Below are 23,615 nucleotides of genomic sequence, written 5' to 3'. Positions count from 1 at the left end.
TTGCGCGCGGGACGCGGGCATCCGCCCGTCTGGGGTGCCCCCAAGTCCCGACGGGACGCTGAGTGGGCTGCATGCCGGAAACCCAGCCGGATCGGCGGTTATCGAGGTTGATAGCACACCCTTGCGCCGACCGCCCTGGGCTGTCCCCGCTCCGCAGAACCGAATAGGCTCAGGCTCTGAGGGGCCGGACCTCGCGCGTGCGTTCGGGACCACCCGAACCGGCTGGAGGGGTGTGATGGAGCAGGACGGTTTCCTGAGCTTCCCCGATGCCCCTCGCGACGGCCTCGACCGCGTGCTGGGCGAGCTCGTCGAACTCGCCAACGACGTGCTGACGACGCAGGGTCGGCTTCGCGCGCTGCTGCGTGCCAATCAGCTCGTCGTGCAGCAACTCGAGCTTCCGATCGTGCTGCAACGCATCGTCGAGGTGGCCGTCGAGCTGGTCGGCGCCAAATACGGCGCGCTCGGCGTCATCGCCCCGCACGGCGGGTTGGAGCAATTCATCCACACCGGTATGCCGCCGGAGACCGTCGAGCGGATCGGTCACCTCCCGGAGGGGCGCGGGTTGCTCGGCGCCCTCATCGACGACCCGCACCCGATACGCCTCCACCACATCAACGGCGACCCGCGGTCAGTTGGTTTCCCGCCCGGGCATCCGCCCATGGACAGCTTCCTCGGGGTGCCGGTGCGCGTGCGCGACGAGGTGTACGGCAACCTCTACCTCACGAACCGCACCGGGGCGGTATTCACACCCGAGGATGAGGAGCTCGTCGTCGCCCTGGCCGCGACCGCCGGGTTCGCGATCGACAACGCGCGACTGTTCGCCGAGACCAAGCGTCGGCAGGCGTGGGCGGCTGCCTCGGCGGAGATCACCTCCGCGCTGCTGTCGGACGAATCCGGCGACTCGATCGCACTCCTGGCGACCCGCGTGCTGACCCTGTCCGGGGCCGCCCTGGTGTGTGTGATGGTGCCGACCTCCGACCCCGCGCACCTCATTGTCGGCACGGCGCGAGGACAGGATGCCGAGCGCTGGGAGGGTGCGCGCGTGCCCGTTGCGGGCTCCATCGCCGGGCGGGTGATGGACGGTCGCCAGCCGCGACTGGTCGAGGAGGGCGATGAGACCGTCTCGGTCGTGCACGAGAACTATCGGTTCGGTCCAACGATGGCAGTGCCGCTCCTCGCCTCCGGGCGTGCGCTCGGGGTGCTGACGGTCACCCGCCAACTCGGCGCCCATTCCTTCTCGGAGGCGGACCTCGGGATGGCAGCGGACTTCGCCGGGCAGGCGAGTGTCGCGATGGAGCTTGCGACGGCGAGGGCGGACCGGCAGCTGATCATGATCCTCGAGGACCGCAGCCGCATTGCGCGGGATCTCCACGACCACGTCATCCAGCAGCTCTTCGCGACCGGGCTCGAGCTGCAGAGCGTCGTCGGCACCCTGCCCCCCGGGGTGAGTGCGGAACGCATCGACACCGCCGTCTCGAACCTCGACAAATCGATCTCGCAGATCCGCACCGCCATATTCGCGTTGTCCGGTACCCGGGGGCATCGGGCTGACACGATCAGGCATCGCCTCATCGACGTCGCCAACGAGGTGTCCGTCGGACTGGTGGAGATGCCGCGGCTGAGCTTCTCCGGCCCGGTCGACCTCGTCATCACCGGTTCGCTCGCTGAAGACGTCGTAGCGGTCGTCCGCGAGGCGCTGAGCAATGTCGCGCGGCACGCGGACGCCAAGCACGTCACCGTCGCCGTTCAGGTCTCCGACGGCGTCGTCCGGGTCGAGGTCACCGACGACGGAGTCGGTATGACGGAGCCACAGCACCGCAGCGGGCTCGCTAACCTGCACGAGCGCGCGGCCGGGCGTGGGGGAAGCTTCACGATCGATTCGGACGAGGGGCACACCGTCGCCTCGTGGAGCGCGCCCTTCGGGGCCGACAAGGAGGTCACCGCATGAATGGCGAGACGATTCGGGTGTTTCTGGTCGACGACCACGAGATCGTGCGCCGCGGTGTCGGGGACCTGCTGTCGGCGGAGCCGGACATCGAGGTCGTCGGCGAGGCAGCGACCGCGGCCCAAGCGCGGTCGAGGGTCGGCGCGATTCAGCCAGACGTCGCACTCCTTGATGTGCGGCTCCCGGATGGCAGCGGAATTGACGTGTGCCGGGATCTGCTCTCGGCCGATCCCGGCATCCGGTGCATCATGCTCACCGCCTACGACGACGACGAGGCGATCTACGCCGCGGTGATGGCAGGGGCATCCGGCTACATCATCAAGGACATCCGCGGCGGCGGGCTCATCGAATCGGTGCGCAAGGTCGCCGCCGGCCACACCCTCATGGACCCGTCGCTCAAGCGCAGGGTGGTCGACCGGATGCGGGATGAGGGCAACGAGGATCCACGGCTCGCGACGCTCAGCGAGCGTGAGCGAGAGGTGCTCGCCCTCATTGCGGACGGGCTCACCAACCGGCAGATCGGAGAGCGGCTCTCGCTCGCGGAGAAGACCGTGAAGAACTACGTCTCGAGCATGCTGAGCAAGCTCGGCCTGCAGCGGCGCACCCAGGCCGTCGCCGTGCAGCTCGAGACCCGCGCCCCGCACCCGCCACGGCACGGGTAGGACCTTCGGCACTTGAGCGGTTCGCAACTCTTCGGCACCGTGGGGTGACGGTGCGCGACGCGAGTCGAGCCCGCGAGCAGAGGGCGGAAGAGCGATGATCGAGAGAACGATAGTGGGCGTCGACGGCTCCGCGAAGTCCAACGCCGCCCTCGAGTGGGCTCTGGGCAGGGAGGCCTTCCGTCGCGGGAGCATCGTGCTCGTGCGGATCGTTGATGACACGATCATGTCCGGGGACTACCTCGTGACCGAACGCACGATCGATGCGGCGCGGGATGCCCTCGCCTCCCAGCTCGAGGATGTGCGGCGCCGGCATCCGGGGCTCACGATCGGCAGCGAACTCCTGCAGGGCGACCCGAGCACCGAGCTCGCCCGGTTCACCGAGTCGACGTCGATGATCGTCGTCGGCACCCGCAAGCGCAGCGGCTCCCGGCTCCGCTATGCCTGGTCCGTCGGGACGAGACTCGCCACGAAGGCGAAGGGACCCGTCGCGATCATCCCGGAGGGCGACCTCGGCGCGTCTGCCGATGTGGTCGTCGGGGTGGACGGGTCGGTGGGGTCCATCGCGGCGGTGCAGTTCGCGTCGGCCGAGGCGGCCCACGCGGGCGGCGTGCTCCGGGCCGTCCATGCGTGGCAGGAGCCTCTCGCCTGGCAGGATGCCTATGCACCGGAGGACGAGTTTCTGTCGTCCCTCGAACAATCGCACCGCGAACTCCTCGAGGACTCGCTGCTCACGGTCGCCGTGCGCTACCCCGATCTGACCATCGATCCTCAGCTCGTGCACGGCACGCCGGCGTGGGCGCTGTTGGATGCGGCGAAGGAGGCGGGTCTGCTCGTCGTCGGCAACCACGGGCTCAGTGGAGTCTCCCGGTTCCTGCTCGGCTCGGTGAGTCACACCGTCGTGCTCAACATCGTGTCGCCGACGATCGTGGTGCGGCAGGACGCCGGAGACTGAGCCCGGCGGGGAGAGACGGCAGCCAGCCAACGCCCCGGAACGCGGTATATAACTGGGGTTATTCCCATGTCTGATTCACGCTATTCCACCGCGCCTCCGACCGACCGCGTCCGCTGGCAGATCTTCGCTGTCTGCGTCGCCGTGGCCAGCCTTACAATCCTCGACCTGTCGAAGGTGAACGTCGGGCTGCCGTCGATAGAGGAGTCGCTCGGTGCGGCGTCGAGCGAGCTGCAGCTGATCGTCGCCGGTTACGCGCTCGCCTTCGGGCTCGCGCTCGTCCCGGCAGGCCGGCTGGGCGACATCCATTCCCGCAAGCTCATGTTCATCATCGGGCTGAGCACATTCACCATCGCGAGCGTGCTCTGCGCGATCGCGCCCGACATCACCTCGCTGCTCGTCGCGCGCACCCTTCAGGGGATCGCCGCGGGGATCCAGATGCCGCAAGTGCTCGGGCTGCTCCAGCAGCTGTTCGTCGGCAAGGAGCGCGGGCGCGTGTTCGGCATCTTCGGGGCCACCATCGGCGTGTCCACCGCAATCGGCCCGACCCTCGGCGGTTTGCTCATCGCCATCGGCGGACCGACGGATGGCTGGCGGCTGCTGTTCTGGATGAACGTGCCACTCGGGATCCTCGCCCTCGCATTCGCGATCAGGCTGCTGCCCGCGACGGCGAAGAAGCGCGGGGCCCGGACAGAACTCGACCTCATCGGCATCCTGCTGCTCGGGGCGGCGACGTTCAGCCTCATGCTCCCGTTCGTGCTGACCACCGGCGGCCCGGGCGACAACCCGCTGCGCTGGCTCTGGCTCGTCTCCTTCGCGGCGGCGACGGCAGGGTTCATCGCCTGGGAGCGCCGCTATCGACGGCTCGGCAAGTCGCCCGTGGTGCAGTTCTCGCTGTTCCGGGAGAGCTCGTACCGCAACGGGCTTCTCGTGGCGACCGCGTACTTCGGCGCTCTTCCGGCACTGTTCCTCATCGCGACCCTCTACTTGCAACAGGGCCTGGGCATCGAGCCGGTCTTCGCAGGCATGGTCGGCATCACCTTCGCCCTCGCCGCGGCGTTCACGTCGTGGCTCGGCGGTCGTCTCGTCGACCGCTACGGTCGCCTGCTGGTCGTGGCAGGCCTGATGAGCGTGGTCGTGGGCTTCGCGCTGGTGATCTGCGCCGCGATCCTGCTGCCGCCCGACCTGTCGCCCTGGTACATGGCGGCGGCGATGACGGTCGCGGGTGCCGGCGGAGGTTTCGTGATCTCGCCCAACCAGACCCTCACACTCGCCCAGGTGCCGGTCGCGATGGCGGGCGTCGCCGGCTCGATGAGCCAGGTCGGCCAGCGGGTCGGAACGGCGATCGGCGTCGCGGCCGGGTCGTCGACATTCTTCGCGACGCTCTACCGCGAGGAGGGCCAGGCCAGCTCGCTCGCGATCTACCACGACGGCTTCCGCAATGGCGCGCTCGTGTCGCTCGGTCTCGTGGTCGTCGCACTCACCTTCGCGCTCCTCGACCTGCGCTCGCGGCGCATGGCCGCGACGAGCGCCGCGCGGGCCGACGCATCCGAGCTCGGGTCGGCTGCCGCCTAGTTCAGCAGGCGCAGCACGGCATCGTGTAGGTGGCCGTTGGTTGCGATCGCGGACCCGTGCCACGGGCCGGGAATGCCGCTCGCCGAAGTGAACGCGCCGCCCGCCTCCTCGACGATGGGGGCGATGGCCGCCATGTCCCACGGCTTGAGGTCGAACTCGCCCGCGATGTCGATCATGCCCTCCGCGACCATCATGTACGACCACATGTCGCCGTAGGCGCGCGTGCGCCACACCTCGCGGGAGAGCTCGACGAGGCGATCCAGTTTGCCGTAGTCGTCCCACCCCTTGAGGCTGTTGTAGCTCAGCGACGCGTCGGCGAGCTCGGTGACGCCGGAGACGAAGATGCGCCGTTCGCGGTGCTCGTTCTCCGAGGCTCGCTCGCTCGTCCAGGCGCCCTGGCCGTGGGCCGCCCACCAGCGTTGGCCGAGCGCCGGGGCGCTCACCACGCCGAGCACCGGCACGTCGTCGATCGCGAGCGAGATCAGGGTGGCCCACACCGGAATTCCGCGCACATAGTTGGCGGTACCGTCGATCGGGTCGATGATCCACTGGCGCCGGGCGCCCTCGTCGGTGCCGGTCTCGCTGCCGAACTCCTCGCCGAGGATCGCGTCGTTAGGGCGGGAGTCGGCGAGCCCGCCGCGGATCGCGGCCTCGACCGCCTTGTCGGCATCCGTCACATGGGTCATGTCAGGCTTCATAGTCACGAGAAGGTCGTTGGCGCGAAACCGTTCGATCGAGATGGAGTCGGCCATGTCCGCCAGCTGGCGAGCGAGCTGAAGGTCGGACTGGAGTGTGTAGTCGGTCACGTCACAAGGTTAGGGCAGCGGTGCGAGCCGTCCCGACGAGGTGGTGTCGGCGGGGCGCCGTCGGGGTCAGGCAAGCGTCGACAGCAGTCGCTGCAGCGAGTCGAGGCGGTACCGGCCGATGTCGCCGAGCCGACCGGCCTCGATCTGCTCGATCATCGCGCAGTCAGGGGAGCCGGGCAGGTGGGTGCAGCCGCGGGGGCACTCGAGGGCGATCTCGGCAAGGTCGGTGAACGACCGCAGGATGCTGTCGGGGTTCACATGCCCCAGCCCGAAGCTGCGCACCCCCGGGGTGTCGATGATCCAGCCGTCGCCGACCCGCAGCGAGATCGTCGACGACGAGGTGTGGCGGCCGCGGCCCGTGACAGTGTTGACGCGACCGATGGCCCGCTTCGCGTCGGGGACGAGGGCGTTGACCAGGGTCGACTTGCCGACGCCGGAATGGCCGACAGCGACAGTCGAGTGTGCGCTGAGCAGCGCACGGAGCGTCTCGATCGGCCACTTGTCCTCGGCGCTCTGCACGACGATGATGTCGAGCCCGACGAAGTTCTTCAGAAACTCGGTGGGGTCGGCGAGGTCGGTCTTCGTGATGCACAGGATCGGCGTGATTCCGGCGTCGAAGGCCGCGACGAGGTAGCGGTCGACGAGCCGAGGCCTCGGCTCGGGATTGGCGGCGGACACGACGATGAGCATCTGGTCGGCGTTGGCGACGATGATGCGTTCGACCTCGTCGCTGTCGTCGGCACTGCGCCGCAAGAGGGTCTTCCGCTCCTGGATCCTCACGATGCGGGAGAGGCTGCCGTCGATCCCGCTCGTGTCGCCGACGAGGTCGACGCGGTCTCCCGTGACGACGGGCTGCTTGCGCAGTTCACTCGCCCGCGACGCGATCGCCTCGTGCTCCTCAGGGGTGCCCTCGCCGACGAGCACGAGGTAGCGGCCACGGTCGACCGTGAGCACCCGCCCGGTGACGGCGTCCTTGTGCTCCGGACGGATCTTGGTTCGCGCCCGGTTGCCCTTGGGGTTCGGCCGCGACTTCGCCTCGTAGTCGGCGTACTTGTCGTCGTCCTCGTCGTCGTCCTCGCTCAGCCAGCTCATCGTCAGAAGAGGTTCAGCGGATCGATGCGGGACGAGGTTGCGGCGCCGACGGTACGCTGCCACAGTTCGGGGAACTCGGGCATGGTCTTCGCTGTCGAACCGATGTCGTCGATGCGGATGCCGTCGACGGCCAGTCCGATGACCGCGCCGGCATGCGCCATCCGGTGATCGTCCCACGCTTTCCACGGCCCGCCGACAAGCCTTCGCGGCTCGATCGCTAGTCCGTCGTCGAGCTCGGTGACGGCGCCGCCGAGCGCGTTGATATTGGCGGCGAGCGCCGCGAGGCGATCGGTCTCGTGCCCGCGGAGGTGCCCGATGCCCGTGATCCGGCTGGGCCCGTGGGCGAGCGCGGCGAGCGCGACGAGCGCGGGCGCGAGCTCGCCACCTTCGCTGAGGTCGAGGTCGATGCCGGGAAGGCGCACTCCACCGACGACTCCCGCACCGCCGTCGATGACGAGCCCGCCCTCAGACATCGACACCGTCGCACCCCAGAGCGGCAGGATTGCCTCGAGGTGCGCGCCGACCTGCGTCGTCGTGGCGGGCCACCCGGTGATTGTGACGGTGCCGCCCGCGACGATCGCCGAGGCGAGGAAGGGCGCGGCGTTGGAGAGGTCGGGTTCGATCGCGATCTCGAGCCCGGCGATGGGGCCCGGCTCGACGACCCAGTGGCCGGGGGAGGGGGTGTGCACCGTCACGCCCCTGGCGCGGAGGGTCTGGATAGTCATCTCGATGTGCGGCATGCTCGGCAGCGAGTCGCCGACGTGGCGCAGGCTCAAGCCGTCCGTGAAGCGCGGCGCGGCAAGCAGCAGGCCCGACACGAACTGGCTCGAGGCGGACGCGTCGATCTCGAGTTCGCCGCCGGCCACGGCACCGGTGCCGTAGAGGCTGAACGGCAGGGCGCTGCGGCCATCGTCCGACACATCCACGCCGAGCGCGCGAAGCGACTCGATCGTCGTGCGCATCGGTCGGCGGCGGGCGCCCTCGTCGCCGTCGAAGGCAACCGGTCCGAGCGCGAGCGCGGCGACGGGCGGGAGGAAGCGCATGACGGTGCCGGCCAGCCCGCAGTCAATGGAGGTGCCGCCCGCGAGTTCGCCGGGCATGATCCGGAGGTCGGGGCCGTACTCGCCTGCGCTGAGCTCGTCGATGCGGGTGCCGAGCGAGCGAAGGGCCTCGATCATGAGGGCGGAGTCGCGTGAGCGCAGGGGAGCACGCAGAGTGGACGGGGAGTCGGCGAGGGCCGAGAGCACGAGCTCCCGGTTGGTGAGCGACTTCGAGCCGGGTAGACGCACGGTCGCCGAGAGCGCGCCGGAGGCGACCGGAGCGGCCCAGGGGCCGGGCTCATGGTCGGATGTCTCGCGCGCGTCGTCGTAGGGGCTGAACTCGGGCCCGGAATAGTTGAATACCTGCATCGGTTACAGGCTATCGAGGATTCGCCCCACGAACCGGAGGTCACGCGTGAGCATCAGCACCGCAGCGGGCATCAGCATTGCACCCGAACGACGGGTGCACCGCGTTGCCGCCCCCGGAACGCCGAAGGGCGGCGCACGCTGCCGCAAACTAGACTCGACCGCGATGAACACGCCGAGTGAAAACCAGTTGGCCTCCGCGCCTGACAACCCCGCGAACGAGACACCCGCCGCCGAGGCCGAGGTTGCCGTGCCCGATGTGCGCGACCTGTTCGAGGAGCAAGCCATCCCGTTCATGGATCAGCTGTACGGCGCGGCGCTGCGGATGACGCGCAATCCGTCCGACGCCGCCGATCTCGTGCAGGAGACCTTCGTGAAGGCCTTCGCCGCGTTCGGGCAGTTCCAGCAGGGCACCAACCTCAAGGCGTGGCTCTACCGGATCCTCACCAACACATTCATCAACACCTACCGCAAGAAGCAGCGCGACCCCTACCAGGGCACCATCGACGACCTCGAGGACTGGCAGATCGGTGGTGCCGAGTCGGTGACCCAGGGGCGTGCCACCCGGTCTGCGGAGGTCGAGGCCATCGACCACCTGCCCGACAGTGCGGTGAAGGATGCGCTCCAGGCGATTCCGGAAGACTTCCGTCTTGCGGTGTACTTCGCCGACGTCGAAGGCTTCTCCTATCAGGAGATCGCCGACATCATGAAGACCCCCGTCGGAACCGTGATGAGCCGGCTGCACCGAGGCAGACGGCTCCTCCGCGGCCTCCTCTCCGGATACGCGAACGAACGCGGCCTGAGTGTTTCTGTGAAGGGACAAAACAAATGACCGACTGTGGCTGCGAGAAGGCCAAGGCCGAACTCGAGGAATACCTGCACAACGAGTTGCTGACCGACGACGCGACCGACATCGCCGAGCACCTCGCCAACTGCGGGGACTGCGACGGCGAGCGCCGGGTCGGCCTCGTCCTGACCCAGGCCGTGCAGCGCGCCTGCCAGGAGATCGCGCCGGAGGACCTGCGCGACCAGGTGCTCGCCCGCATCCGCGAGATGCAGGCGCACTGACCCCCGCCCGCGACGGCGAAACGCTGGATGTCGATGGGCTCGCCGGTTCGCTCGCTGCCGCGTTCGGGGCCCTGTCGCGGGAGACCGGCTGACGGCGATCATCGATTGGGGGACCGCGGGAGTCGGCGATGTCTCCCACGTCCTGATCGTGGCATGGTGGCTACTGCCGGCTTTGTCCCGTCGGGATTCCGCGACGCGGTCGCGTGCGACGAAGCGACGTGGGCGCGGGACGGGCGAGGGTGTTGTGCAAAGCGATCCCGGCCGTCGCGTACTACGCCGACAGCAATCCCGATTTGTCCGCCGACGCCCGATTCGCGATCGGCCAGGTGCTCGCGGACCTGGCCTGAGTGTGCGACGGCCCGGCCCCCGCACAGGGACCGGGCCGTCGCCGTCGGTCAGTCGGGCGTCAGCTCAGTCGCTCATGAGTGCGCGCTCGATGAGGTCCACCTGCTCCTGCGCGCTGCGCTTGGTCGAGCCCGTCGCTGGCGACGCCGCGGCCAGGCGTGAGGCGACGGTGATCGTCCGCCCGCGAAGCTCCGGTGCGAGCTCGAGGGAGATGAACGGCCAGGCACCCTGGTTCTCCGGCTCCTCCTGTGCCCAGACGAGCTTGGCATTCGGGTACTCCTCGAGCACGGCGTGCAGCTGGCGGAGCGGCAGCGGGTAGTACTGCTCAAGGCGCACGAGGGCGACGTCGGTCAGGCCGCGCTTGTCGACCTCGGTCGCGAGGTCGTAGTGGATCTTCCCCGCGTGCAGCACGACGCGCGTCACGGCCGCCTTGTCGGCGACGCGCGCGTCATCCAGCACCGGCTCGAACTTGCCCGAGGTGAAATCCTCGACCGAGCTCGTCGCGCCGCGCAGGCGCAGCATCGCCTTCGGGGTGAACACGATGAGCGGACGACGCGGCCTCGCGTAGGCCTGGCGTCGCAGCAGGTGGAAGTACGACGCCGGCGTCGACGGCCTCGCGACGGTCATGTTGTTTTCGGCGCACAACTGCAGGTAACGCTCGATGCGGGCGGAGGAGTGGTCCGGCCCCTGCCCCTCGTAGCCGTGCGGCAGCAGCATGACCACGCTCGAGCGCTGGCCCCACTTCTGCTCGGCGCTCGAGATGAACTCGTCGATGACGGTCTGCGCTCCGTTGCTGAAGTCGCCGAACTGCGCCTCCCACAGCACCAGTGCGTCGGCGCGCTCGACCGAGTAGCCGTATTCGAATCCGAGGGCCGCGTACTCGCTGAGCAGCGAGTCGTAGATCCAGAACCGGGCCTGGTTGTCGCTCAGGTTCGCGAGCGGCAGCCACTCCTGGCCGTTCTCCCGATCGTGCAGTACCGCGTGGCGCTGCACGAACGTTCCGCGCCGAGTGTCCTGGCCGGCCATGCGCACGGGGGTCCCCTCGAGCAGCAGTGATCCGAGCGACAGGAGCTCGCCGAACGCCCAGTCGATGGATCCGTTGCGGCTCATGTCGACGCGTTTGCGCAGCAGGGCCTGCAGCTTCGGATGCACCGTGAAGTCGGTGGGCGGGTTGTCGAAGGCGTCGCCGATCAGGCTGATGACCGAGTCGGACACCCCCGTGGTCGCCGGCTCGCCGGTCGTGTCATCCTGCTGGGAGTCTGGCCGCTCGAGGTCGGAGATCCCGTGCGGGTCCTGCACGATGATGGGCATCGACGCGGTCTGCGCCGCGTGGGTCTCGGCGAAGGCCCGTTCGAGGCGGTCCTGGAAGTCGGCGTGCGCGCCGGCGTACTCCTCCTGGGTGATGTCGCCACGCCCGACGAGAGCGTCGGAGTAGAGGCTCCTGACCGAGCGCTTCGCCTCGATCAGGTTGTACATCAGCGGCTGGGTCATCGAGGGGTCGTCGCCCTCGTTGTGGCCGCGGCGTCGGTAGCAGACCAGGTCGATCACGACATCTCGGTGGAACTCCTGGCGGTACGCGAACGCGAGCTGAGCGACGCGCACAACCGCCTCGGGGTCGTCGCCGTTCACGTGCAGGATTGGAGCCTGGATCGTCTTGGCGACATCCGTCGAGTAGATCGACGTTCTGCCCTCTCCCGGAGGCGTCGTGAAGCCGACCTGGTTGTTGACGACGAGGTGGATCGTGCCGCCCGTGCGATAGCCGCGCAGCTGCGACATCTGCAGGATCTCGACGACGATTCCCTGCCCGGCCATCGCCGCGTCGCCGTGGATCATGACCGGCAGCACGTTGAAGGTGCCGACGGGCTTGCGGTCCTGCTTGGCGCGCACGATTCCCTCGAGCACGCCGTCGACGGCCTCGAGGTGGGAGGGGTTCGCGGCGAGGTAGACGGGGATCTGGTCCCCGGTCGCGCCCGTGAAGGTTCCCTCGGTTCCGAGGTGGTATTTCACGTCGCCGGATCCCTGCACGGTGCGCGGGTCCTGGGTTCCCTCGAACTCGCGGAAGATCTGGCCGTATGTCTTGCCGGCGATGTTGGTGAGAACGTTGAGGCGGCCGCGGTGGGCCATGCCGATCGCAACCTCGTCGAGGTGCGATTCGGCGGCGCCCTGCAGGAGCGCATCGAGCAGCGCGATCGTCGACTCGCCGCCCTCGAGGCTGAAGCGCTTCTGGCCGACATACTTCGTCTGCAAGAAAGTCTCGAAGGCCTCCGCCTCGTTGAGCTTGCCCAGCACGCGCATCTGCGCGTCGTGGGTCGGCTTCGAGTACGGCTTCTCGAGGTGATCCTGCATCCACTTGCGCTGCACAGGATCCTGGATGTGCATGTACTCGACGCCGATCGTGCGGCAGTACGAGTCGCGCAGCACGCCGAGGATCTCGCGCAGGAGCGCCGAGCGGCGCCCGCCGAAGCCTCCCGTGACGAACTCACGGTCGAGATCCCAGAAGGTCAGGCCGTGGCTCGTGACGTCGAGATCGGGGTGCGAGCGCTGCTGGTACTCGAGCGGGTCGATGTCGGCCATGAGGTGGCCGCGCACCCGGTAGGAGTTGATGAGTTCCTGCACGCGGGCGGTCTTGTTGACGGCGTCGGCGAGGTCGACGTGGATGTCGGCGGCCCAGTGGATCGGCTCGTACGGGATGCGGAGGGCGGCGAAGATGCCCTCGTAGAATCCGCGCTGCCCGATGAGCAGCTCGTGTACCTTCTTGAGGAACTCGCCCGAGCCGGCGCCCTGGATGACGCGGTGGTCGTAGGTCGAGGTGAGGGTGATGGTCTTGCCGATACCGAGCTCGGCGAGGGTGGTCTGCGACATGCCCTGGAACTCGGCCGGGTACTCGAGGGCGCCCGCGCCGACGATGCACCCCTGCCCGCGCATGAGCCGCGGGACGGAGTGCTCGGTGCCGATGCCGCCCGGGTTCGTGAGTGAGATGGTGGTTCCGGCGAAGTCGCCGGCGGTGAGCTTGTTGTCGCGTGCCCTACGCACGATGGCCTCGTACTCGGCAACGAAGTCCGCGAACCCCATCGCCTCGGTCTTCTTGATGCCGGGAACGAGCAGGGCGCGAGTGCCGTCGGGCTTGGGCATGTCGATGGCGAGGCCGAGGTTGATGTGCGCGGGGGAGACGAGCGAGGGCTTGTCGTCGACCTCGTCATAGAAGACGTTCTGGCTCGGGAATTCCTTGATCACCTGAATGATCGCCCAGCCAATGATGTGGGTGAACGACACCTTGCCGCCGCGGGCGCGCTTGAGGTGGTTGTTGATGACGATGCGGTTGTCGATCATGAGCTTCGCGGGGATCGTCCGCACGCTCGTCGCCGTCGGCACGCTCAGGCTCGCGTCCATGTTCGTCGCGAGGCTCTTGGCCATGCCGCGCAGAGTCTGAACGACGTTTTGGTCTTCGACCGGTGTGGCGACCTCGGCCTTCGGGCCGGGCTGGGTCGACCGGGGGGCATCCGCCGGGATCGGCTGGCTCTTCGCCACGACCGACGTGGTCCGGGCGACCGGCTGGCTGCCGCTTGCCGGTGCGGCGGGCGCCGCCTGCTGCGCGGCATCCGCGGGCGCTTCGGCTGCCGCTGCCGGCAGCACCTCCTCGGGAATCTGAGGCTCCTGGGTCGGCTCGGCCACGGCCGCCTCGACCTTCTCTACCGACGGCTCGGCTCCGGCGGTTTCGGCGGCGCCGGTGTGGGCAGGGGTGGTCACCTCGGTGCGGTGGTAGCTCTCCAGAATCGGCCACCACGATTCGTCAACCGAGTTCTTGTCTGCGATGTACCTCTCGTACATCTCATCCACGAGCCATTCGTTGGCCCCGAATTCGCCTGAGGAGGAATCCTCTGGCACGAGTCCGGTTACTTGGCTAGACACGGCCGACCGCCCACTTTCCTTGAGTCTCTGCATGGTTTGTCGCTGTTGGCGTACTGCCTCAGACAGGGTGTCCGCCGACGTTGGAGGCACGAGACCCAAGCTTAATCGCATTCCCGGAAGGGTACGACCGGCGCGTGAGGCAATAGCGTGAAGATATGAAGTTCTACGATGCAGTGCCGCAGCACGACCTGACCTACTCGGACGTGTTTCTCGTGCCAAGCAGGTCGGGCATCAGGAGCAGGCTCGACGTGTCGATCGCCCCGAGCGACGGAACGGGAACGTCGATTCCGATTGTCTCGGCGAACATGAGTTCGGTGACCGGGCCCCGGCTTTCGGCGACCCTCGCGCGCCGCGGCGGCCTCGGGGTGCTCCCGCAGGACATGCACCTGCAAGACCTCGACGCGGCGATCCGCTGGGTCAAGGACCAGCCCGTCGCGTTCGACTCGCCGTTGTCGCTCCGGCCGGAGAACACGGTCGCCGACGCGCTGCGCCGACTGCCCGCCGTCGAGGGGCACGGAATCGTGCTGCACGACGACCGCGACCGGTACCTCGGCGGTATCTCGGCGGCCCGGCTGCAGACCGCGCTGCCCGACGCCCGGTTGGGCGACCTGCTGCACGGCCAGCTCGCCTCGATCGACGCCGACGACGTGCCGACCGCGCGGGAAGCGTTCGACCTCATGGTCGCCGCCGACCTGCAGTTCGCCCCGGTGCTCCGCCACGGCCACGTGATCGGCACGCTCAGCCGCACCAGCGCCCTGCGGTCGACGATCTATACGCCGGCCCTCGACGCATCCGGCCGGCTCAGGGTCGCCGCGGCGATCGGTATCAACGGCGACGTCGCCCGCAAGGCGAAGGCGCTCGCCTCGGCGGGCGTCGACGTTCTGGTGATCGACACCGCGCACGGCCACCAGGACGGCATGATCGCCGCCGTTGAGACCGTTGCCGCCCTGGGCCTCGGAATTCCGCTCGTCGCCGGCAACGTCGTCTCCTCCGACGGCGTCGGCGACCTCGTGCGCGCTGGCGCGAACATTGTGAAGGTCGGCGTCGGGCCCGGCGCGATGTGCACCACGCGAATGATGACTGCCGTCGGACGCCCGCAGTTCTCTGCGGTGCTCGAGACCGCCGCTGCCGCCCGTGAGCTCGGAGCCCACGTCTGGGCCGACGGCGGGGTGCGCTACCCGCGCGATGTCGCCCTCGCTCTCGCCGCCGGCGCCTCCTCGGTCATGATCGGCTCTTGGTTCGCCGGCACCGTCGAGGCGCCGGGCGAGCTGGAGACGGATGCCGCGGGACGGCTTTTCAAGGAGAGCTGGGGGATGGCCTCCACGAAGGCCGTGCATGACCGGTTCGACAGGCTCGAGGCGTACGAGCTGGCGCGGAAGACTCTCTTCGCGGAGGGAATCTCGTCGTCGAGGATCTACCTCGACCCGCTGCGGCCATCGGTTGAGGACCTGCTCGACATGATCACCTCCGGCCTGCGCTCGTCGCTCACCTACGCGGGGGCGACGACGCTGGGCGAGTTCTCTGAGCGCGCGCTCGTCGGCATCCAGTCTGCCGCGGGGTACGAGGAGGGCAAGGCGCTCCCGGTCAGTTGGTGACCGGGTGGCAACTGGTGACCGGGTGGCAATCGTGCTTCGGTGGCTGGCTCCCAGCGGGGATCACAGTAGAATTAGTCGAATAATGGATGACCCCCCCTCTAGTTACTTGTCCGGTGGCCGCCATGAGTGAATTCGTTCTGCTCGCCATCGGGCTCACGCTCACAGTCGGTACCGGATTCTTCGTCGCCTCCGAGTTCGCCCTTGTCAACCTCGACCGCTCCGAGCTCGAGGCTCGCCAGGCCCGCGGCGAGAAGAACCTCACCATCACGATCGCCGCTCTCAAGATCACCTCGACGCATCTCTCGAGTGCGCAGCTCGGCATCACCCTGACGACCCTGCTCACCGGGTACACCCTCGAGCCGGCCTTCAGCGCGATGCTCCGCGCACCGCTCGCCGCCGTCGGCCTCACCGGCGGGATACTCACGGTGATCGCGAGCATCGTGGCAATCACGGTGGCGACCCTGCTGTCGATGATCATCGGCGAACTCGTACCGAAGAACTTCGCGCTTGCCCTGCCAAGGGCGACCGCGAAGGTCGTCATCCCGTTCCAGGCGGGGTTCACGTTCGTGTTCAAACCCTTCGTGCGCTTCCTCAACAACACAGCCAACTCGATCCTCCGCTCGATCGGAATCGAGCCGAAGGAGGAGCTGTCATCCGCGCGAACAGCGGAGGAGCTCACGTCGCTATTGCGCCGGTCCGCCCGCGAGGGCAGCCTCGACCGTGACACGGCAACGCTGCTCGCCCGCACGATCGCGTTCAGCGAGCACGTCGCCTCCGACGTCATGACGCCGAGGCCGCGCGTCACGAGCGTCGATCGCACGGAGTCGGCCCAGACCGTCATCGACCTCGCCCGGCAAACCGGGTTCTCCCGCTTTCCGGTGATCGACGACAGCATCGACGACGTTGTCGGCCTCGTCCACATCAAGCAGGCGGTCGCGGTGCCGCGCGCAAAGAGGTCCAAGGTTCCCGTGTCGGCGCTGCAGACCGACGCGTTGCGCGTGCCCGAGACGATGAAGCTCGACACTCTCATCGGCGAACTTCGCCTGGACGGTTACCAGATGGCCGTCGTCGTCGACGAGTACGGCGGAACCGCGGGCGTTGCGACCCTCGAGGACCTCGTCGAGGAGCTCGTGGGCGAGGTCGCTGACGAGCACGACCGGGCCAGGGCCGGCGTCGTCCGATCGCGCGACTGGCTGACCTTCCCCGGCATCCTGCGTCCGGACGAGCTGCTCGAGCGGGCGGATGTCGCCGTGCCGGAGGACGGCCCCTACGAGACCGTCGGCGGTTTCATCATGAGTGAGCTGGGCCGACTGCCGGTCGTCGGCGACATAGTGAGCGTCGAGGCAGGCATCTTCCGGGTCGAGCGGCTCGACGGGCGCAGGATCGACCGCATGAGATTCACCCCCACCCCCGTGCCCAGCGAGACGATCCCAGTGAAGAGCGAGAAATGACCGACACAGACTGGTGGGGACTCGCGTGGCTCGTGATCCTGCTCGCCGCGAACGCCTTCTTCGTCGGCGCCGAGTTCGCCGTCATCTCGGCCAAGCGATCCCAGATCGAGCACAAGGCCGAGGCAGGCAATCCGGCCGCCAAGGCCGCCCTGTACGCGATGGAGCACGCGACGCTGATGCTCGCGACAAGCCAGCTCGGCATCACGGTCGCGTCGCTGCTCATCTTGAACGTGTCGGAACCGGCGATAGCTCACCTTCTCGAGATCCCGCTCGAGCTCACGGGTCTGTCGGCAGAGGTGATCGGTACCATCGGATTCGTCTCGGCGCTGGCCATCGTGACGTTCCTGCACGTCGTCCTGGGCGAGATGGTGCCGAAGAACCTGTCGTTCTCCGTTCCCGACCGTGCGGTGCTCATCCTCGCGCCGCCGCTCGTGTTCGTGTCGACGATCTTCCGGCCGGTGATCGTGTCGCTCAATGCGATCGCGAACGGCGTGCTGCGCCTGTTCAAGGTGGAGCCCAAGAACGAGGCGACGAGCGCGTTCACCTTCGACGAGGTCGCGACGATCGTGGCGACCTCTACCAAGGAGGGTGTGCTCAACGACAGCATCGGCGCCCTCTCGGCGGCGTTCGAGTTCACCGAGAAGAAGGTCAAGGACATCTTCGTCGCCATGCCCGACCTCGTGTCGCTCTCGGAGGCGGCGACGCCCAAGCAGGTCGAGCGCGCGGTCGCGCGGCACGGGTTCTCCCGCTACGTGCTCGTCGACGACGCAGGCCTCCCCACCGGGTACCTTCACCTCAAGGACGTCATCGACCTCGAGGACGCCGAGGAGTTCGAGGAGCCCGTCCCGCCCAAGCGCATCCGCCAGCTCATCGCGATCGACCGCGAGATGGACCTCGAGGACGCCCTGGCGTCGATGCGCCGGTCCGGCACCCACCTCGCGAGCGTGTTCGACGGGACGGGCACCACGCAGGGGGTGCTCTTCCTTGAGGACATCATCGAGGAGCTCGTCGGCGAGGTCCAGGACGCGACGCGGCGGATCTAGCTAGCCCCCTCCTCACCGCCTCACCTCCTCGCGGAGGGGATGCGCCGCCGCGGAGGTCACTGATTCCGCCGAGTGTGCCTGATCGCACCGAGCGTGTCTGCTGAAATGGGCACACTCGGCCGGGAGAGGCACGCTCGACGAAGGTGACGTGAGGTGGGGTGGGGTGGGGTGGGGTGGGGTGACGTGCGGTGCGGTGAGCGGTCGTGCGTGAGCACGGAGGTCGGATAGGGTCACGGGCTCAGGTCGTAGGTCACCCACGGGGCGAGCTCGGCGACACGATCGTAGAGTCGCCTCGCGGTGGCATTGTCCGGTGCGGTGATCCAGCGCACGACGCCGATCCCGCGATCCCGCGCGACCTGTGCGAGCGCCTCGAGAAGCTGCTCGCCGACACCCTTGCCCCTGGCCTCGGGCGAAACGAACAGGTCATCGAGGAAGATCCCGGTCGACGCCGACAGCTGGTCGGGGAACTCCCGCCAGTTCGCGAGCCCGACGACCACGCCGTCGTCCACCGCCACGAGACCCTCGAGGCGGGTGGCCGGGTCGAACAGCATCCGCCACGCCGCCTGCACCTTGGCCGGGTCGGCAGGCTCGCGATAGAACTCGCGGTAGCCGGCGTAGAGCGCGCTCCACTCGGGCTGGTCGGCGGGGGAGAGGGGGCGGATGCTCGGGCTCATGCCGCCAGTATGCCGCTAGCGAGGACGCGCGCGGTGGTACTGGGCCGGCCAGTAGTCGATCGGCACCCCGAGCTCGTGGGCGGCGCGCAGAGGGAAGTGCGGGTCCCGCATGATCTCGCGCCCCATCATGACCACGTCGGCCCGACCGGAGCGGATGATCTCGTCGGCCTGCGCGGCCTCGGTGATCAGGCCGACGGCGCTCACCGCAACCCCGGCGTCGCGGCGTACCTCCGCGGCGAACGGCACCTGATAGCCGGGGCCGATCGGGATCTTCGCACCGGCCACGAGGCCGCCGGACGAGATGTCGAACAGGTCGGCGCCGGCATCCCGCGCCCACTCCGCGACGGCGGTCGTCTGGGCGACATCCCAGCCGCCGTCGGTGTAGTCGGTCGCCGAGAAGCGCACGAAGATCGGCACGAGCTCGCCGACCTCGGCGCGCACCGCGGCAACGATCTCGAGCAGCAGCCGGGCACGGTTCTTCAGGCTGCCGCCGTACTCGTCAGTGCGCCGGTTCGACAGCGGCGACAGGAACTGGTGCACCAGATAGCCGTGGGCGGCGTGGATCTCGAGGATGTCGAACCCGGCCTCCACGGATCGGCGCGCGCCCCGCGCGAAGTCGGCCACGATGTCGTCGATGCCGGCACGGTCGAGCGCGCCCGGCTCGTCGTAGCCATCGAAGGCGACGGCGGAGGGCGCAACGGTGGACCAGCCGCCGGCACCGACCGGGCGGGTGCCCGAGTCGGGCCCCCACTCCCGGAAGACCGACGCCTTGCGGCCCGCGTGGGCGAGCTGGATGCCGGCGGAGGCGCCCTGGCCGTGGACGAAGTCGACGATGCGTGACCATGCGTCGCGCTGCTCGTCAGTGTAGATGCCGGTGTCCTCTGCCGAGATGCGGCCGACCGCATTCACGGCGGTCGCCTCGGTCATCACGAGGCCGGCGCCGCCGCGCGCGAACGAACCGAGGTGCACGAGGTGCCAGTCGGTGGGCACGCCGTCCTCCCTGTCCACCGAGTACTGGCAGAGCGGCGCGACCCAGATGCGGTTGCGCACGGTGACGGAGCGGATGGTGTGCGAGGAGAAGAGCGTGGGTTCAGACATCTCGACCTACAACCGAGCACCGCGCGAATCTATGCCCGCTTCCGGCATCCGATCCGCCCGCAAGCGAACTAGGGTCGAACAGTGACCTACTCCGAGTGGACGCTGGCGGACGCCGCCCGGCAGATCAAGGTTCCCACGGCGAGCGACGACAAGTACTCGCGCGGTGTGCTGGGAATCGTCACCGGGTCGACGGACTATCCGGGAGCCGCCGTCATCGGAGTCGAGGCCGCGCTTCGTACCGGGGTCGGCATGGTGCGCTACCTCGGGCCTGAGGTGCCGAGGAGACTCGCGCTCGCGCGCCGACCTGAGATCGTCACCCGGCAGGGGCGGGTGCAGGCCTGGCTGCTCGGGTCGGGAATCGCGGCCGGAGCCCGCGACGCCGCCACCGTAAGCCGCCTCACAACCGCCATCACGCAGGAGCTGCCAACCGTCCTCGACGCCGGTGCCCTCGAACTCCTCGGCTCCGCCGCAGGACCGACGGTCATTACCCCGCACCACGGCGAACTTTCGCGGATGCTGGGCATCGACCGGTCGGAGATCACGCGGGATCCCGCCGCCTGGGCGGCGCGTGCCGCCGACGACCTCGGCGTCACGGTGCTCCTCAAGGGGTTCCGTACGCACGTCGCCGACCCCTACGGGACCCGGCTGCTCGTGACCTCCGCGACGTCGTGGACGGCGACCGCCGGCACCGGCGACGCCCTCGGCGGCATCCTCGGCTCACTCCTCGCCACCCACTCCGCCGAGATCGCGGCGACCCGCGGTGCGCTCGCGCCGCTCGCGGCGACGGCGTGCGTGCTGCACTCCCTCGCCGCCGAGCGGGCGAGCGCGGGCGGCCCGTTGACCGTTCTCGACCTCGCCGCCGAGCTGTCCGGGGTCGTCGCCCGTCTGCTCGCTGCCCCGCTCGCGTGAGCCGGGTGCTGCCGGTGTCCGTCGGTTCTGGCGGGGAGCAGGCGCCGCCGGCGGGTGCGACCGCGGATATCCCCTGGCGCCGCGCCGCCCGAGACCCGCGCGTGCTGTGGGCGGGCTTCCTGCTCGTGCACGCCGTGCTCATCGCCCTCAACGTCTTCGGCTACGGCTGGCCGCTCGGCGACGTCACCGTCTACCGCTTCTGGACGGATCAGGCCACCGGTGCCGACTACTGGGTCGGCATCGACGCGCCGTGGGTCTATCCGATCCTCGCCCTGGTGCCGATGCTCGCCGCGCAGCTGGGCACAGAGATCGCCGACGCAATCCCGGCTTTGTCGCTCGCCACGGTCGGCCCGGGCGCCTACGTGGCCGGTTGGCTCGTGACGGTGACACTGCTCAACGCGCTGGCGTTCGGCGTGCTCACCGGCCGAGGCACGCGCCCGGGTCGCACCGCCGCCGGCTGGTGGTGGCTCCTGTTCCTGCTCGCGCTCGGGCCGATCGCACTCGGCCGCATCGACTCGGTTACCGTGTCGCTGTCCGTGATTGCTGTGAGCCTGATCGCGTCCAGGCCGCGCGTCGCGGCGCTGCTGCTCACGATTGCCGCGTGGATCAAGGTGTGGCCGGGCGCGATCGTCATCGCGATCGTCGCCGTGAGCCGCGACCGCTGGCGTGTGCTCGCGACGGCTGTCGGCGTGAGCATCGCGGTGGTGGCCGTGACGCTCTCGTTCGGAAGTGGCGCCAACGTCTTCAGCTTTGTGACCGAGCAGACCGGGCGCGGGCTGCAGGTCGAGGCGCCGGTCACGACGGCCTGGATGTGGCTCGCCTGGGCGGGCGTGGCCGGCGCGAGCGTCTACTACGACGACAGGATCCTCACCTGGCAGGTGCGCGGCGAGGGCACCGATCTGGTCGGCTCACTCATGACTCCGGTTCTGCTGCTCGCCGTCGCGGCCATCACCGCCGTCGCGCTGGTCGCGCTGCGCCGGGGGGCGGATGCGGCGGCGCTGCTGCCGCCGCTCGTGCTCGCACTGCTTGCGGGGATGATCGCGTTCCAGAAGGTCGGCTCGCCGCAGTTCATCTCGTGGCTCGCCGTGCCCGTGATTCTCGGGCTGGTGACGCGTGCCGAGCGGCGGGGAGCGAGCTTCGTGGTCCCCCCCGCGCTCGTGCTGGTGATCGCGGGCCTCACCCACGTGATCTATCCCTACTTGTACGGGTACCTGCTCGGGGTGTTCCCGGCGATGCTGGTCGTGCTCACCCTGCGCAACCTGCTGGTGTTCGTGGTGCTGGGCTGGGCTGTCCTCGCCATCGTGTCGAGCGCGCCTAGATCTGGGGTGCCGGCGGATCCTGGCCCTCGAGAGCGGCCTCGAGGCGCTCGAGCTTTCCGGTGAGCTCTCCCGACCAGCCCGGTCGGATATCTGCCTTGAGCACGAGGGACACGCGAGAGCCGTAAGCGCCGACCGCTTCCGTCGCGCGCTTGATCACATCGAAGACGCTGTCCCAGTCGCCCTCGATGGTCGTGAACATCGCGTCGGTGTGGTTGGGTAGGCCCGATTCGCGCACGATGCGCACGGCCGCGGCGACGGCGTCGTGCACCGATCCGTCGTCGTTGCCGGTTCCGGATGGGGCGACTGAAAAGGATACGAGCATCCGCCGATTATCCCACCCGAGGAGGTCGGATCCAGGCGCGGCGAGCCACTGCCGTACAGTAGGGGGAAGTTCGCCGCGGCGAGCTCTGCTGGATGCTCGACGGCGAGCCGTTCCCCGTTTTCGTGACCAGAATGGTTCGCACCTTCGTGACCACACTCACACCCGCCCGCGCCCGACTCGCGCTGCTCGCGCTCGCTCTGGGCGGTTTCGGCATCGGCGCGACCGAATTCGTCGCGATGGGGCTGCTGCCGAACCTCGCCCAGGATCTCCTCCCGGGCCTGTACGCCGACTCGCCCGCGGTCGCAAACGCGCGAGCGGGATCGCTCGTCTCCGCTTACGCCCTCGGCGTCGTCGTCGGTGCGCCGACGATCGCGGCGCTCGCCGCCCGCTTCCCGCGCAAGCAGCTCCTTCTCGTGCTCGTCGCCGCCTTCACGATCGGTACGGTGGCCTCCGCGCTCCTGCCGAGCTTCGGCCTCGTGCTCGCCGCGCGGTTCGCCGCTGGGCTGCCGCACGGCGCCTACTTCGGTGTGGCCGCGCTCGTCGCGGCCTCGATCATGGGGCCTGGCAAGCGGGGGCAGGGCGTCGCCCTCGTGCTCTCCGGTCTCACGATCGCGAACGTGATCGGTGTGCCGACGATCACCTACCTCGGGCAGATGACGAGCTGGCGAATCGCCTACCTCGCTGTCGCGGCCATTTTCGCGGCGACGTTCGTGGCGATCGCGTACCTCGTTCCATTCCAGCCCGGGGATCCCGACGCGACCATGGGGCGTGAGCTGCGCGCCTTCGGGCGCATTCAGGTTTGGCTCGCCCTGCTCATCGGCGCGGTTGGCTTCGGCGGGTTCTTCGCCGTGTACACGTACATCTCCCCGCTCGTCACCGAGGTCACCCGGCTCGGCACGGGATTCGTGCCCGTCGTGCTGGTCGTCGTCGGGGTCGGCATGACCCTCGGCAACTTCCTCGGCGGCTGGACCGCCGATCGCAACGTGATGGGGTCGATCTTCACCTACTTCGGGCTATTCGTCATCGCGCTCACCGGGCTCGCCCTCACCTCGCAGACCACGGCGGGACTGCTGGTGTTCGTGTTCCTGATCGGCTTCGCCGCATCCGCCCTCTCGCCCGCCATCCAGACCCGGCTCATGGACGTCGCCGGCGACAGCCAGACGCTCGCTGCGGCCGCGAACCACGCCTCGCTGAACCTCGGCAACGCGCTGGGCGCCCTGCTCGGCGGGGTGACCATCGCTGCCGGGTTCGGCTACGTCTCGCCCACCTGGGTCGGCCTCATCCTCTGCGCCCCTGGCATCGCGCTGGCTGTGACCGCGCTGCTGCTGCAGCGCCGCCGCGTGACAGAGCCGGTGCTGGCGCCGGTGTAGCCGGGCGCATCCGCCTGCTTTCACTATTCAGGAGCAGGCGGTCGGTGGGTGTTTCATTATTCAGGAGCAGGCGGTCG

General features: G+C 68.9%; 20 protein-coding genes. 13 read left to right on the top strand and 7 right to left on the bottom strand.

Going from position 1 to position 23,615, the window contains the following annotated elements; translation table 11 throughout:
• The first annotated feature begins 235 nt into the window (after positions 1-235).
• From ABIB15_RS06145 to ABIB15_RS06130, 4 genes are all read left to right on the top strand, one after another.
• Positions 236-1,948, top strand: a complete 1,713-nt coding sequence (locus ABIB15_RS06145) for a GAF domain-containing sensor histidine kinase (protein ID WP_354476118.1) — start codon at positions 236-238, stop codon at positions 1,946-1,948.
• Positions 1,945-2,607 (top strand): response regulator, encoded by a 663-nt coding sequence (locus ABIB15_RS06140; RefSeq protein ID WP_354476117.1) that lies wholly within the window; start codon positions 1,945-1,947, stop codon positions 2,605-2,607. The genes ABIB15_RS06145 and ABIB15_RS06140 overlap by 4 nt, the downstream gene beginning before the upstream one ends.
• Before the next feature lie 94 nt (positions 2,608-2,701).
• Positions 2,702-3,559 (top strand): universal stress protein, encoded by an 858-nt coding sequence (locus ABIB15_RS06135; RefSeq protein WP_354476116.1) that lies wholly within the window; start codon positions 2,702-2,704, stop codon positions 3,557-3,559.
• A gap of 66 nt (positions 3,560-3,625) precedes the next feature.
• On the top strand, positions 3,626-5,131 hold the full coding sequence (locus ABIB15_RS06130; protein ID WP_354476115.1) for an MFS transporter: 1,506 nt from the start codon (positions 3,626-3,628) through the stop codon (positions 5,129-5,131).
• Here ABIB15_RS06130 and ABIB15_RS06125 read toward each other — a convergent pair.
• The 3 genes from ABIB15_RS06125 to aroA all read right to left on the bottom strand — a co-directional run bounded on the left by ABIB15_RS06125 (position 5,128) and on the right by aroA (position 8,438).
• Entirely contained in the window at positions 5,128-5,883 is a 756-nt protein-coding gene (locus tag ABIB15_RS06125; RefSeq protein WP_502908918.1) for an inositol monophosphatase family protein, read from the bottom strand. The genes ABIB15_RS06130 and ABIB15_RS06125 overlap by 4 nt on opposite strands.
• A gap of 120 nt (positions 5,884-6,003) precedes the next feature.
• A complete protein-coding gene (gene rsgA, locus ABIB15_RS06120; RefSeq protein ID WP_354476113.1) occupies positions 6,004-7,029 on the bottom strand; it encodes a ribosome small subunit-dependent GTPase A in 1,026 nt (341 codons plus the stop codon).
• A gap of 2 nt (positions 7,030-7,031) precedes the next feature.
• Complete coding sequence (aroA, locus tag ABIB15_RS06115) at positions 7,032-8,438, bottom strand: 3-phosphoshikimate 1-carboxyvinyltransferase (protein ID WP_354476112.1); 1,407 nt, start codon at positions 8,436-8,438, stop codon at positions 7,032-7,034.
• A 163-nt stretch (positions 8,439-8,601) separates the two neighbouring features.
• Between aroA and ABIB15_RS06110 the strand changes: the two genes are divergently transcribed.
• From ABIB15_RS06110 to ABIB15_RS06100, 3 genes are all read left to right on the top strand, one after another.
• Positions 8,602-9,267, top strand: coding sequence for a sigma-70 family RNA polymerase sigma factor (locus ABIB15_RS06110; protein ID WP_502908917.1), 666 nt, complete (start codon positions 8,602-8,604; stop codon positions 9,265-9,267).
• Positions 9,264-9,503 carry a zf-HC2 domain-containing protein gene (locus ABIB15_RS06105; RefSeq protein ID WP_354476110.1) on the top strand — a complete coding sequence of 80 codons (240 nt, stop codon included), beginning with the start codon at positions 9,264-9,266 and terminating at the stop codon, positions 9,501-9,503. The genes ABIB15_RS06110 and ABIB15_RS06105 overlap by 4 nt, the downstream gene beginning before the upstream one ends.
• A 218-nt stretch (positions 9,504-9,721) precedes the next feature.
• Positions 9,722-9,850 carry a hypothetical protein gene (locus ABIB15_RS06100; protein ID WP_354476109.1) on the top strand — a complete coding sequence of 43 codons (129 nt, stop codon included), beginning with the start codon at positions 9,722-9,724 and terminating at the stop codon, positions 9,848-9,850.
• 64 nt (positions 9,851-9,914) lie between these two features.
• On the opposite strand, the gene ABIB15_RS06095 is transcribed toward ABIB15_RS06100, so the two are convergent.
• The gene (locus tag ABIB15_RS06095) at positions 9,915-13,757 is read right to left on the bottom strand and encodes a multifunctional oxoglutarate decarboxylase/oxoglutarate dehydrogenase thiamine pyrophosphate-binding subunit/dihydrolipoyllysine-residue succinyltransferase subunit (RefSeq protein ID WP_354476108.1); all 3,843 of its coding nucleotides are present in this window, start codon (positions 13,755-13,757) and stop codon (positions 9,915-9,917) included.
• Between the two features lie 155 nt (positions 13,758-13,912).
• Here ABIB15_RS06095 and guaB1 point away from each other — a divergent pair, with 155 nt between their 5' ends.
• The 3 genes from guaB1 to ABIB15_RS06080 all read left to right on the top strand — a co-directional run bounded on the left by guaB1 (position 13,913) and on the right by ABIB15_RS06080 (position 17,846).
• The gene (guaB1, locus tag ABIB15_RS06090; protein ID WP_354476107.1) at positions 13,913-15,352 is read left to right on the top strand and encodes a GMP reductase; all 1,440 of its coding nucleotides are present in this window, start codon (positions 13,913-13,915) and stop codon (positions 15,350-15,352) included.
• Positions 15,353-15,474: 122 nt separating this feature from the next.
• Entirely contained in the window at positions 15,475-16,803 is a 1,329-nt protein-coding gene (locus ABIB15_RS06085; protein WP_354476106.1) for a hemolysin family protein, read from the top strand.
• A complete protein-coding gene (locus tag ABIB15_RS06080) occupies positions 16,800-17,846 on the top strand; it encodes a hemolysin family protein (RefSeq protein ID WP_354476105.1) in 1,047 nt (348 codons plus the stop codon). The genes ABIB15_RS06085 and ABIB15_RS06080 overlap by 4 nt, the downstream gene beginning before the upstream one ends.
• Before the next feature lie 230 nt (positions 17,847-18,076).
• Here ABIB15_RS06080 and ABIB15_RS06075 read toward each other — a convergent pair whose 3' ends face one another.
• Together ABIB15_RS06075 and ABIB15_RS06070 are read right to left on the bottom strand one after the other, a co-directional pair.
• Positions 18,077-18,520 (bottom strand): GNAT family N-acetyltransferase, encoded by a 444-nt coding sequence (locus ABIB15_RS06075; RefSeq protein WP_354476104.1) that lies wholly within the window; start codon positions 18,518-18,520, stop codon positions 18,077-18,079.
• 15 nt (positions 18,521-18,535) lie between these two features.
• The gene (locus ABIB15_RS06070) at positions 18,536-19,618 is read right to left on the bottom strand and encodes an NADH:flavin oxidoreductase/NADH oxidase (RefSeq protein ID WP_354476103.1); all 1,083 of its coding nucleotides are present in this window, start codon (positions 19,616-19,618) and stop codon (positions 18,536-18,538) included.
• An 81-nt stretch (positions 19,619-19,699) separates the two neighbouring features.
• Here ABIB15_RS06070 and ABIB15_RS06065 point away from each other — a divergent pair, with 81 nt between their 5' ends.
• Both ABIB15_RS06065 and ABIB15_RS06060 read left to right on the top strand, forming a co-directional pair.
• On the top strand, positions 19,700-20,527 hold the full coding sequence (locus ABIB15_RS06065) for an ADP-dependent NAD(P)H-hydrate dehydratase (RefSeq protein WP_354476102.1): 828 nt from the start codon (positions 19,700-19,702) through the stop codon (positions 20,525-20,527).
• A gap of 5 nt (positions 20,528-20,532) precedes the next feature.
• Positions 20,533-21,909, top strand: coding sequence for a glycosyltransferase 87 family protein (locus tag ABIB15_RS06060; protein ID WP_354476101.1), 1,377 nt, complete (start codon positions 20,533-20,535; stop codon positions 21,907-21,909).
• Here ABIB15_RS06060 and ABIB15_RS06055 read toward each other — a convergent pair.
• The gene (locus tag ABIB15_RS06055; RefSeq protein WP_354476100.1) at positions 21,842-22,168 is read right to left on the bottom strand and encodes a thiamine-binding protein; all 327 of its coding nucleotides are present in this window, start codon (positions 22,166-22,168) and stop codon (positions 21,842-21,844) included. The two genes, ABIB15_RS06060 and ABIB15_RS06055, sit on opposite strands and share 68 nt — an antisense overlap.
• Before the next feature lie 131 nt (positions 22,169-22,299).
• On the opposite strand from ABIB15_RS06055, the gene ABIB15_RS06050 reads away from it, so the two are divergent.
• Positions 22,300-23,538 (top strand): MFS transporter, encoded by a 1,239-nt coding sequence (locus ABIB15_RS06050; protein ID WP_502908913.1) that lies wholly within the window; start codon positions 22,300-22,302, stop codon positions 23,536-23,538.
• Positions 23,539-23,615: the final 77 nt, after the last annotated feature.

This window comes from Marisediminicola sp. UYEF4 (assembly GCF_040546025.1).
GTDB lineage: Bacteria > Actinomycetota > Actinomycetes > Actinomycetales > Microbacteriaceae > Marisediminicola.
Note: the sequence above shows the minus strand (reverse complement) of the source record. Positions and strands in the feature narration are given on the sequence as shown.

Excerpts from the sequence above, each read along its gene's own strand:
- ABIB15_RS06145 (WP_354476118.1), top strand. The coding sequence starts at position 236 with ATGGAGCAGGACGGTTTCCTGAGCTTCCCCGATGCCCCTCGCGACGGC.
- ABIB15_RS06140 (WP_354476117.1), top strand. The coding sequence starts at position 1,945 with ATGAATGGCGAGACGATTCGGGTGTTTCTGGTCGACGACCACGAGATC.
- ABIB15_RS06135 (WP_354476116.1), top strand. The coding sequence starts at position 2,702 with ATGATCGAGAGAACGATAGTGGGCGTCGACGGCTCCGCGAAGTCCAAC.
- ABIB15_RS06130 (WP_354476115.1), top strand. The coding sequence starts at position 3,626 with ATGTCTGATTCACGCTATTCCACCGCGCCTCCGACCGACCGCGTCCGC.
- ABIB15_RS06125 (WP_502908918.1), bottom strand. The coding sequence starts at position 5,883 with ATGGCCGACTCCATCTCGATCGAACGGTTTCGCGCCAACGACCTTCTC.
- rsgA (WP_354476113.1), bottom strand. The coding sequence starts at position 7,029 with ATGAGCTGGCTGAGCGAGGACGACGACGAGGACGACGACAAGTACGCC.
- aroA (WP_354476112.1), bottom strand. The coding sequence starts at position 8,438 with ATGCAGGTATTCAACTATTCCGGGCCCGAGTTCAGCCCCTACGACGAC.
- ABIB15_RS06110 (WP_502908917.1), top strand. The coding sequence starts at position 8,602 with ATGAACACGCCGAGTGAAAACCAGTTGGCCTCCGCGCCTGACAACCCC.
- ABIB15_RS06105 (WP_354476110.1), top strand. The coding sequence starts at position 9,264 with ATGACCGACTGTGGCTGCGAGAAGGCCAAGGCCGAACTCGAGGAATAC.
- guaB1 (WP_354476107.1), top strand. The coding sequence starts at position 13,913 with ATGAAGTTCTACGATGCAGTGCCGCAGCACGACCTGACCTACTCGGAC.
- ABIB15_RS06085 (WP_354476106.1), top strand. The coding sequence starts at position 15,475 with ATGAGTGAATTCGTTCTGCTCGCCATCGGGCTCACGCTCACAGTCGGT.
- ABIB15_RS06080 (WP_354476105.1), top strand. The coding sequence starts at position 16,800 with ATGACCGACACAGACTGGTGGGGACTCGCGTGGCTCGTGATCCTGCTC.
- ABIB15_RS06075 (WP_354476104.1), bottom strand. The coding sequence starts at position 18,520 with ATGAGCCCGAGCATCCGCCCCCTCTCCCCCGCCGACCAGCCCGAGTGG.
- ABIB15_RS06070 (WP_354476103.1), bottom strand. The coding sequence starts at position 19,618 with ATGTCTGAACCCACGCTCTTCTCCTCGCACACCATCCGCTCCGTCACC.
- ABIB15_RS06055 (WP_354476100.1), bottom strand. The coding sequence starts at position 22,168 with ATGCTCGTATCCTTTTCAGTCGCCCCATCCGGAACCGGCAACGACGAC.
- ABIB15_RS06050 (WP_502908913.1), top strand. The coding sequence starts at position 22,300 with ATGGTTCGCACCTTCGTGACCACACTCACACCCGCCCGCGCCCGACTC.